Below are 10,935 nucleotides of genomic sequence, written 5' to 3' on the forward strand. Positions count from 1 at the left end.
AATAAAGTCTTTATTGCTTATTCCACGTGGACTTCTACGATCGTAAAGACATTGGTTGAACGGATATAAAGGTCAAATGTTCCATAAGGTCCGTTGACAATGTCAGGTGCTTTAGTTAGGGTTATTCTTAATTTGTTATTGGCATATGTTACATTTAATCCTTTTATACCTGCGCTATGTTCTTTCAAGAAAAACTCAATATCTTGGGGTAATGCTAATTCAACCGTTTCACCTATGCGGTAAAGGCTTCCAATATTATACCTATATGCAGGCAGTCCATTATTGTTAGGGAAAACAGATATATATTTTACAATTGCACCGATATTCATGTCACTATTTACTATTTTAGATACAACATAGGCTTGATAATAACTTGTTTCTACTTGAATAGCGTAATTGCCTGACGGAAAATCTATCAGTGTATTTTTATTAAAAATCTGATAAATATGCCCGGGTGTAACCGCCACTTCGTGTGTGAGGTTGGTTAACGAGGGCAGAATATTTGCTCCAACTCCTGCGCCATTTCCTACGTCAGAAATGAAATTTTTAGATGTGATAAAATTATTGGCTTCATTGATGTAAACATTTGATTCACCTAAATAGGTTTTTCCATTATGCTCATTAAGCATATTGAGTGTGATGGTGTCTGCCGGATCTTCTGGTGTGTCATCATCACTACAATTAACGAAACACATAGTACAAAGGGATAATAAGAAAATCCCAACTATTTTCTTTGTATTCATTTTTTTAATTTTTAATTTATCAGGAACTTAGTTTGACTTGTTGCTTAGAAATATTTTATCGATATAATAGTCAATACTCTTGGAAGTATTGCGGAATAATAGTTGAAGCTTGTATTTCCCTTTAGGATATTCTTCTTGAGAAGGTAAAAAGAACCTTATTTTGGCGCTTTCATGAGAAGGTATTAAATATCCAAGATCATTTTTTACATAATTATCCGGATAAACTAAAGGAATCCATGAATTATTACTTTCTCTATAGTGCAAGAAAGTATTGCTAATATAAATAATTGTATCGTTTGTATTATTAGTAATTTCTGTTTTCAAGAATCCGTCTTTTGAGCAGGGGGCTTTTAATAAAAAGCGCACTTTTATATTCTCATTTTCTCTTGTAATAAATTCTTCCCCCTGCATTTGTTTTTCTTCTACAATCGTTTCTCCTGGCTCGATGGAATTAATGAAATGTGATATATCCATTTTATATGAATTAAGAGAGTCGATACTATTTTCATATTCAAGGTTTACAGTGCTTTTAGAATTGCCTGTTTTATTATGACAACTGATTAGCATGAATAAAACAATTCCATTGGTTAGCAAAATCGATATTAATTTGAGCATAAGTTAAGTATGAAATGGATTGGATAAGTTACTTATCCAATCCATTGGTAATTATTAGTTGAAATGAGCATTTAGTTTTGATGCTATATTATCAACCTTAACAAATATAGATGTGAAAGCTGTGCTTCCTTTATGTATACCTATTACTTTTTTACTATCTGTAAGATATACTGGTCCCCCGCTATCTCCGAACGCACTTAAATATGTAGCTTCACCCATATCTGTATAGTATATTCCATCGGCATTTACATTTGCATTGGTACTTGTAATATAACCTTCAGATTGAGCTATAGTCTCTCCTAACTTGGTTACATTATCTCCTGCCCAAATATTATATTCTTCTCCAGTAAGATTTCCATTATTGGGAACGATGGAGAAATTAGTTATACTAATGAATGCTGCATCAACGGAACCACCTTGGATTGAAAAGTCACAACTACCGATTAGTGTGTTATTATAATATGCCGGGTCACCCGTGTTATAAGCATGTCCTGCAGTAACAAAACCGTCAGTGTTAAATCTAGTAGCTCTATATCCCATTGACGCAGTGCCTTTAGGTGTGCCTATAGAACTTCCTGGCGATAATGAGTGGTTTTGAAATTCTCTTGTGCATTGTTTAAATACAATTCCTGAAAAGTTCACTACTTCTGATTTAAACTCTTTTATTTCCATTTCATTAGATTTGTCAAGTTCTACCACGACACAGTTCTCAAAATCATTCAGATAATAGTATCTTATATTCTTGGCAATTTGAGAATCTTTATTACTGCTAATAAATGAAGTTATTTTGGTTAGAACATTATTCAGCTCCGTATAAGAATAATTGCCTTGTGTATATATGACATCATTCTCACCTATTAACCTTATAAGAGTGGCTTTGGTACTTTCTATTTCTCCTTTAAGAAAAACAACAAGTTTACCATTCCCGTTAATATAACTTCCCCCATAATAGTCCGGATAGTCACTAGTACTTAATGAACGAGTTTTTGTCATTCCAAATGATTCTAATAATCTTATACCAGCCTCACGAGCTTTTTCATTGTTTCTTTTTACAATGTTTGGCTGTTCGTTGTTTTCTCTTTGAAGTACATCGTCTGAAGAACATGATGATACGACTAATCCGAAAAACAGCAGAATGGTCAAAGGTAACAATAATTTTTTCATAAGCGGATAATTTGAATTAATAAATGATACGTATTTTACCTCTTCCTTAAAAGGATTGTCTTTTTTATTGGTGAATATCTATTAATGCTCTTCATTACAAACCGAATATTCTATATCGTTGATATAAAGTCGTCATTGAAACAGATTTTACAGGTATGCTGTTTACCCAATCTAAGATTCCGTATGCATCAAGAATATAGTCATCGTCGTAGTATGCAAAACAATATAACGATGTCGGATTGTAGATATACCAAATATTGGTGTTTGTATTTTTAAACTTGTACATTCCAGCCTCATCTACATCGTTTATTGAAAATGATAATGTGGTTTGTAGGATAGGATTTATTACTTTATTCGGATTAGCTTTGATAGCTAGTTTATAATATTTGCTCTTTTCATCTTTTATAGCATTACTTTTTTCGGTAAAGGTTGTGGCAACACTGTTCGCTTTTAATTCTGCATCGGATTGACTTGCTGCACTTGAATTTGAGAAAATGAGCTTATCTCCTTGTCTTGTATTTAGCACAGGTACAATATCATATAATTTCTCTCCCGAGCTACTTTTGCGGACGTATACTTTCATTATTTCTATATACGGTTCTTCAAGTTGTTCTTGGTGCTGAAAATCCATGTGGGTGTCGTTATATCTTTGCTTAAGTTTTCTTCCAAAATAAAATCCGATATTGGATAGAGCCCACCATCTTGAATGTCAATCATTGTATGTGTTCTTGAATCATTTAATGATTGAAGCCAACTCGTTAAATTAATGGATGTACTTTTAACGTCATAAGGAGGTGTTGCAACATTATAACCATAAGCGCCGCCCAATGTTTTGATAGATACATGTAATTCGGAAAAAGATTTAGTCTCTGTAGAAGAATTGCCATCTTTTGTTCCAACAGAAAAATCTCCTGAAACAGAGTCCTTGTTCCATGAATAAGTTGCGTTTATTGATTTATCCATGTCGCGCTCTTTACTATTGAAATCTGTACTTTGTGTGTCAAGACCATAGTATAAAGCCGATGCCCGCCCACCTGTATAATAGCTTGTTAAGACAAATTCTCCGTAACTTTGAATTAATTCTACCATGGATGAATTATAAAGGGCATCTACAAATAATTCGTCCAAATAATCTGCCGAAATTCTTCTCAATGCACTAGGTGCTGTTTGTAAGGATATCATTCCATTAATAACTTCAACACTAAGTTCTCCGTGTACTGCTTGTTCGGAATTACTTGTGTTATGCTTGAAAATATCGGTTACAGTTTTCTTTCTTCCCAGTTTGAACGGACCAATATTTAGTGAGAATCCGGATTTGACAGTTTTAGTAAACGATGAAGTTGTTTCTAAGCGTTCGAAGCTGGCGTATGACATGGCTTCTGTTGACGTTGTCCTTAACTCTTTGGCAATTATATATGAAGGATATCTTTCAAGTAGCTTTTCCATATTAACAATTGGAAATCTCGCATTTGAAAAGTCCCCGATAATTGATGTTCCGTTTTCTATGGCATAAGAATTTCCAAGAAAATCAGTAGCATCGGTAAATGATGTCCTAGTACTGGGTCTGGGTGCTATCTTTTTAGACCAAACTTTTGGTAGATTCGGGTCACGTTCTTGCAAGATGATTTCTGATGTTGAATCATCCTGATTGTTTAGCGAAGCAGAATCACTTATTTCGTCTTCATTGTTACATGATGCTATAACAAACAATATGATACATGAAAATATAGTAAATTTTCTCATATAGGTCTATTTTTTTAATATGATTGGTGATGATTGACTTGCATTTCTGGTGTTCACTCTTCTTTTTACACTTTGTTGAGTATCCAAGTTTGTCTCTTCTAAATCAACATCGGATATTTCATCTACATGAATCCTTCCGCTCCAACGTCCAGGCAATTTGGCTATTCTAGCATCTTTATCTTTTTCTTTATATTCAATTGTGGCAACATAGTCTACTGATACATCATACTCTTTAAAATAATAGGTCACCGTGAGTTTTGTACGTGGAGAAACTTTGACAGGTTCTATATGCTTTAATGTATTTTCCATTACTCTGCGTACATTGGGCTGGTATTTTGTATCAATTGGTATACTTGCATTAGGAACAAGATCTATTTCTCCTAATGTAACTGTAGGGCGTGCAAATAGCATATCTGAAGCTGGAACCTTAAATGCTATTCCCTTTTCTTCTTTAAAATAGGAGTCCTCTTGTATAGCCTTTTCAAATACGAGGTTCTCTCGTATAAATTGGGATGAAGAGTTTGTTATGGCTCGTTTGATAGAGACATTCTCCCTTTGGGTCACAGTTGCGGAATATGGATTGATAAATTCTAGGCTTTTCAGTGTGAATACAGCATCAGGGGTGATAGTAAATTCCTGTTGGGCTCTTTGTGTATATTGGCTGAAACCAACATTATTAGCTTGTATATCTACCACATAATTGAATACATCCCACCATGAACCACTACTTCCTTGGCCAAGATATAGCTCATTTTGAAGGACATAAGTTCCTGGATTATTAGTAGCAGGTATAATGTCCCAGGAATCCATGGCTCCTGTAGTGGAATTACTGCTCATTGCAAGTAATATTTTTGATTCCGGATTACTAGTGTAATGTCCTACAGCTAGACGAGTTTTCGAGTAGTTTGAATAAATTAAATAGGGTATGCCGGTAATTGATGAGGGAATTTGGACATAGAATTTACCATAAGAGCCAGGATTATATCCCTCATAGGTCACTCTCTGTCCCCAACCAGTACATGATAAATATCCACCTCCAGTGCTAAGTGTGAAGGGTAACTCTCTAATAGCCCACATATTTTCTGAAAAATATTGGCTATAGTTACTTGAAGCTACTGATCGTGTCTTCGCTTTCTTTAGTTCATCTATCCTTTCTTTTAATGCTTTTAGCTCATCTGTCATTTCAGACAATTCATAACTTTCTAATTGAAGGCTATCCGATTCCAATCCTGATAAGTTCAGTTTTTCTGTAGATGACTGGATCTCATTTTCAATCTCACTTTCGCAAGAGTACAATAACAAGGTGATGCAAGGCAGCACCAATAAGAATCTAAAAATGTTTCCCATAATTATTAGTTTTATAGGGTTTATAAAGTTTGATATTTTTATTATTTATCGTTGATTATTCGATTTCAAACTCTCCAATGAAAGTTATGTCTTTTTCTATGTAGAGAAGTTCATAATGACCGACTCTGTAGCCTTTCAAATCAATCTTATAAGTTTTTTGCTCATTAGGAGTTAATATCACATCTTGGAAGATAATATTTCCCAGTTGATCTTTTACTTGGAAAGTAACTTGATCGTCGATGTCTTCAAGAAAACGAACTTCAATAGAGTTTTCGTCTTGGGTAGCTTCTATTGGGATAGAATTTGGTGTTTTTTGGCATTTATGCCATCTTATAATTTTAGTTCTTTGTGTTGATAGATTATTGGCTTCTATTATCATGAATGGAATGCCAATTAATAATAGTAAAATGCTTAGTTTTCTCATATCTTTGATTGTTTTTTGCAAATTTATGGAGATATGAGGGGGAATGCAAATAAAAGAAGTTTTTCAGCGTGGACAAACAGTGCTTGATAATCAGTCGCTTATGATGTTTTGCGTGGACATCCTTTTATGTTGCTGATTATTTCTTCCTGAGAAGAGGTATTAGTGCATGTTTTCAATTAAATACTCATACAATGTAGCATTATTATCTGGTAATATTATATTCAGTTTTTGTCTAAGTCTGAGTCTTTTTTTTCTTACTGAGTCGACTGTAATGTTTAGTAACTTTGCTTCTGTGTTAGTGTCAAACCCTGATATATATAAACAGCAATACCAAAAGTCTTGCTCTGGTAAATCTGGGCATCGACTATATATGTATTTACGTAAATTCGGATAAATATATGTTATTTCATCTGCAATGAGTTTCCATTGCTTGTCTGTTATTAATGGCTTGTTATTTCTGGGCTTATTTTGGTTGGCTAGGTGTATTAGTTCTTTATGTAAAGGTGAATTCTCTAGAATTTTATTTTGCAATTGTTTATAGTTGGTGGTTAGGAGACTTATTTCTTCCTGCATTTCCTCATAGCTCTCATTTTTCTCCTTAAATGTATCTAACAATCTTTTTTTCTTTTCCAGTTCTAAAGAAACATAAAGCAAATCTGTCTTTATTCGGTTCAACTCTTCTTGTTGTCTTTGGATTTTCTCTTTTGCTTTCTTTCGATATAGTAGATATCCTATTATTATTAACAATAGTATTCCAATGCATATAACTAAAACTATAATGTAGCTTTGCTGTTTAATTTTTAATCTATCTACTTCTTTGCTGATCTTTAAATGATTATATTTAGACTCTATGTTCAATATCTTAGATTGGTTATCAGCATATATGATTGAATCAGTTATTTCGACGTATTCTTTCAGATTAGTAAGAGCTTCTTTATAATTCTTTTCTTCATTATAGATTTGGTAGTATAAATATTTAATGCTGTATGTATACTTTGGATTATCTTGTAGTATTTTGGATAGTAGCTCTTGTGCTTTGTTAATAGCCCCCGATGCAATATATAAGTCTATCAGTGCCATATAATCGGGCATTGTTTCTCTTCCTACCAATGCTTTGAGAAAGTATTCTTCAGCTTTATCATATTTATTTTGCATTGCATAAATATTCCCTAAGGCATTGTCTATTGATGCAGTGACTTCGATATTTTTAGTATTACGTGCTACAGAATCAGCTATAGTTAGAATTTTTAAAGCGCGTGATAACGAGTCTATGCATGCATATTCGCGTCCTACATCTCTTAATGCGCAAGCATAGCTATCTGTATTATTTTCTTTTTTGAAGCATTCGGCAGCAGCCTTATATCTTTTGATAGCTTCTGTCCGCATGAATTTCTCTCCATATAAATCGCCTATATAGCTATATGTATATCCGGTGAGGTTATTAAGCTTATTCTTTTCTGCAATGTCCAGTGCATTGGTATAAATAGACATTGCTTTATCATAATCTCCATCAGCAAAATAGGATCGACCTAAATAAATCAAGATTTGCACTTGTTCGTCAGGGCTACCATGTGAGGAATACCAGTCATAGGCTCTTTCTAATTGGTAAGTTGGTAGGATGCTATTAAAAATTTCGTCTGTAATCTTTCCTGATAACATACACCAGCGTGCAAAGGTTTTGTTGTCTAGTTTTTCAGGAGATGATATGCTGTTTAGTAGGTTGGATGCGCTGTCAGGATTTATGGCAATGGCTTTTTCTACTTCATTTAGCAGTCTGTCAGATACGGATTGTTGTTTGTTGCATCCTGATAGCACTAATATAGATGTTATAATTATAGCAATACTCTTTCTCATTTGTCTGTCGTGGTTTAGTTTCGTTGTAAAAGTAATCCTTATTTTCTATATTATGCTCTTTTATAGGGAGATTATTTTAGTTCGGGGAAATAATAATTAGTACTGTCTATATCATACATTAAATTAATTTCAAATCTGCTTTTACTTTATTAAGTTCATGTGATCTAATTTGATTATTTCCCAGCTATTAATAGACTCTTTCTTATTTATAGTGAGAAAAGTTCCTTTCTATTAATACCTAAATTACTTTACTATAATTCTAAACTTGTTTTTCATTAATCGCAATCTATAATTGCAAGTTGCAATTATATAAATGAAGGTAAGCATTCGGTCACGTGCGTGTTTGTTTCCCTTCTTTTCCTTCCTACCTTTGTGTCTTCATTACAATCTTAATCCATAATGTGTTCAGTATTAGTATTTTCTAGCGAAAGTGATAAACTACGTAGCCTTTTTTCCGAGTCTAACCATTTTGATTCGGTTCTTTTCATATTTGATGGTGGTCGTCGTTATAAAGTTTCGGCTTCCAGCCTTGGTATCCATTCCCCTCAGGACCTACTTCTCCCTTTAGGCCTTGGTCTTTTCCGTAGCAGTCCTTTCTGGTCCTATTACCTTTATCCCCAAGGTTGTAATTTCCATAAAGGCATTGACGGTCTTTGTGGCGAGGTCATCCGGCACACGAGTTCTTGCGTGTCAGAGCAGAGTTGCCATATTTTTCTTGACCGCTCCCGTAGCAGGTTGCATATCCTTTATCGGTGCGACGACGAATACCGTTTGGAATGCCGTCGTCTGAATCGCGGCTCTTTTCTCTTGAAAAAGGACGAACGGAAGAGGGATTTTCTTCAAATTTCCTGGAATCGCCTGAATGAGCTGCTTACTGTTAAAAAGTATCGGAAAACAGTTGAAAAGTAATCTCCCGTCCTACAAGCCGTTCTGCTTTATTTTGATAACTTTGTCAGATAATAAAAAAGTGGATATACAGTGAAAGAACCGGTCATTACCCTTACTTTGGAAGAGTACGAAGAGCTGCGCAAGGAACGTGAACGCCTTGAAAAGGAACATGCAGAACTTCAGAGAAAATACGAATCTTCTTTGCGGGAGTATTCCCGCCAGGTCGAAGAAATCTCAGCCTGTACAGCCGTCATTGCCGACCTGAGATGGAAATTGGCTGACTTGACACGCCGTTTATGGGGTAAATCCAGTGAAAAACGCCATCTTCCCGAAGATGCCGGCCAGTTGAGCATCTGTTTTGAGTCTCCGTCCGATGTCAATGACCCGGTAGCGGAAGAACAGAAAACAGCTGAGAAATCTGCCAAATCGGAGAATGGCTACAACCGTTTCCGTAAGAGCTTCACCAAAAAGATTACTCCCCACGCCCGTAAGCCCATCGACCCGTCCCTTCCCCGTGAAGAGATTATCATTCCCATGCCGGAAGGTCTTTCGTTGGAGGGAGCGGCGAAGCTGGGAGAGGAAGTGAGCGAACAATATGCCGTCAGTCCCGCCCGATTCTATGTGAGACGCATCATCCGCCCTAAATACCGGCTCGCCGACGGTCGTATCATAACTGCTCCCATGCCCGTAATGGCACATCCCCACAGCAATGCGTCGGAAAGTGTACTGTCACACATTGCTACCGCCAAATATTACGACCACCTGCCTCTGTACAGACAACTGGACATCTTTGAGCGTGAAGGCATCCATCTGAGTCCTTCTACCGTAAGTAACTGGATGATGGCTGCCGCACAGCGTCTGGAGCCAATCTATAATGAGCTTCGTGAACTGGTCAAGGACAGCTATTACGTCATGGCCGATGAGACGCCCCATCCCGTACTTGAAAGCGACCGGCCCGGTGCTCTTCACCGCGGGTATATGTGGAACTTCTATCTGCCCCGGTTCCATACCCCATTCTTTGAATATCACAAGGGACGTGGCAGCAGCGGAATAGACACGCTGCTGGCAGGACAGGTTCGGGTGGTACAGAGTGACGGCTTTGCAGTATATGATGAGTTCGACACACTACCCGGAAAGTTGCACCTGTGCTGCTGGGCACACGTCAGGCGCAAGTTTGTGGAAGCGGAAGGAAATGATCCTCCTAGAGCAAGGCATGCACTTGAACAAATAGGCAGACTGTATGCTGTGGAGGAGAAAATCAGGATAGGACATCTGGAAGGCGGAGCTGTAGTAAGGCTTCGCCGGGAAGAATCGTACCCTATTATCAAAGGACTGGAAAAATGGTGCAGGCAGGAGTATGAACATACGGTTGAGAAATCGCCTATTGCCAAGGCCATATTCTATATGTACACACGTTTTGAACAACTGTCCGGATATGTCAACGATGCACAGTTCTGCATTGACAATAATCCAGTGGAGCGCTCTATAAGGCCATTGACTTTGAACAGAAAAAACACTCTTTTCTCCGGTTCACATGAAGCGGCACATGCAGCGGCAATATTCTTTTCACTGATGGGATGTTGCAGGGAAAATAAGGTGAACCCAAAACTATGGATGCAGGACGTGTTGATTAGGGTACAGGAGAATGAAAGAGAAAAGAAAAACGACTACGCCGATTTACTGCCATTTAATTGGAAAGGATAAACAAGAAAGATAAATAAAGTCAAAAGCCAGACATGCTTCGTTTGGCTTTTGACTTTATTATAGCTTGGAGAGAAATACGGGCGAGGCCGAATGCTTACAAATGAAGCTTTTGATTTTATAAATGAAAGCTTGTTTATAAAAACAAAAGCTTCATTTAGAGATTGCCTTTAATGTTAGTAATCTTTTCTATTAGTGAAAAGGAAGTTTGGCATCAATAGAGAATAAGTTTATATCTAATAGATTGGAATCAGTCTATTAATCAAAATTCGGCAGAAAGGGATAGTGAATCGGGTGAAACCTATGTGAAAGGCAGCCCTTCACCCGAAATCCCTTTATTCATTGATGTTTCAGAGTGGTGAAGGAGGTGAATGTTATGTTTAAAGAAAAGTTGCAGATGTGTGTAAGATAAAACATCTTGCACGCATCTGCAACGGTATCTTGCACAGGTTTATA

10 protein-coding genes are annotated in these 10,935 nt (G+C 36.4%); 2 read left to right on the top strand and 8 right to left on the bottom strand.

Annotation, left to right across the window (positions count from 1 at the left end):
* Window positions 1–17: 17 nt before the first annotated feature.
* From BXY_RS13220 to BXY_RS13250, 8 genes are all read right to left on the bottom strand, one after another.
* Window positions 18–743, bottom strand: coding sequence for a DUF5036 family protein (locus BXY_RS13220; protein WP_008642760.1), 726 nt, complete (start codon window positions 741–743; stop codon window positions 18–20).
* 27 nt (window positions 744–770) lie between these two features.
* Window positions 771–1,358, bottom strand: a complete 588-nt coding sequence (locus BXY_RS13225; protein WP_008642761.1) for a hypothetical protein — start codon at window positions 1,356–1,358, stop codon at window positions 771–773.
* Window positions 1,359–1,412: 54 nt separating this feature from the next.
* On the bottom strand, window positions 1,413–2,522 hold the full coding sequence (locus BXY_RS13230; protein ID WP_004309496.1) for a chymotrypsin family serine protease: 1,110 nt from the start codon (window positions 2,520–2,522) through the stop codon (window positions 1,413–1,415).
* Between the two features lie 94 nt (window positions 2,523–2,616).
* Window positions 2,617–3,153, bottom strand: a complete 537-nt coding sequence (locus BXY_RS23595; protein ID WP_015532158.1) for a hypothetical protein — start codon at window positions 3,151–3,153, stop codon at window positions 2,617–2,619.
* Window positions 3,111–4,265: an MAC/perforin domain-containing protein gene (locus BXY_RS13235; protein WP_015532159.1), complete on the bottom strand. Its 1,155-nt coding sequence runs from the start codon at window positions 4,263–4,265 to the stop codon at window positions 3,111–3,113. Before BXY_RS13235 ends, BXY_RS23595 begins: the two co-directional genes overlap by 43 nt.
* Before the next feature lie 6 nt (window positions 4,266–4,271).
* The gene (locus BXY_RS13240) at window positions 4,272–5,612 is read right to left on the bottom strand and encodes a hypothetical protein (protein ID WP_004309501.1); all 1,341 of its coding nucleotides are present in this window, start codon (window positions 5,610–5,612) and stop codon (window positions 4,272–4,274) included.
* Window positions 5,613–5,667: 55 nt separating this feature from the next.
* A complete protein-coding gene (locus tag BXY_RS13245) occupies window positions 5,668–6,036 on the bottom strand; it encodes a DUF3244 domain-containing protein (RefSeq protein WP_004309503.1) in 369 nt (122 codons plus the stop codon).
* 159 nt (window positions 6,037–6,195) lie between these two features.
* Window positions 6,196–7,890, bottom strand: coding sequence for a tetratricopeptide repeat protein (locus BXY_RS13250; protein ID WP_015532160.1), 1,695 nt, complete (start codon window positions 7,888–7,890; stop codon window positions 6,196–6,198).
* Between the two features lie 399 nt (window positions 7,891–8,289).
* Between BXY_RS13250 and tnpB the strand changes: the two genes are divergently transcribed.
* Both tnpB and tnpC read left to right on the top strand, forming a co-directional pair.
* Window positions 8,290–8,799 (top strand): IS66 family insertion sequence element accessory protein TnpB, encoded by a 510-nt coding sequence (gene tnpB / locus BXY_RS23870; protein WP_004323560.1) that lies wholly within the window; start codon window positions 8,290–8,292, stop codon window positions 8,797–8,799.
* A 69-nt stretch (window positions 8,800–8,868) separates the two neighbouring features.
* Window positions 8,869–10,482: an IS66 family transposase gene (gene tnpC, locus BXY_RS13260; protein WP_008777519.1), complete on the top strand. Its 1,614-nt coding sequence runs from the start codon at window positions 8,869–8,871 to the stop codon at window positions 10,480–10,482.
* The last annotated feature ends 453 nt before the right edge of the window (window positions 10,483–10,935 follow it).

The organism is Bacteroides xylanisolvens XB1A (assembly GCF_000210075.1).
Lineage (GTDB): Bacteria > Bacteroidota > Bacteroidia > Bacteroidales > Bacteroidaceae > Bacteroides > Bacteroides xylanisolvens.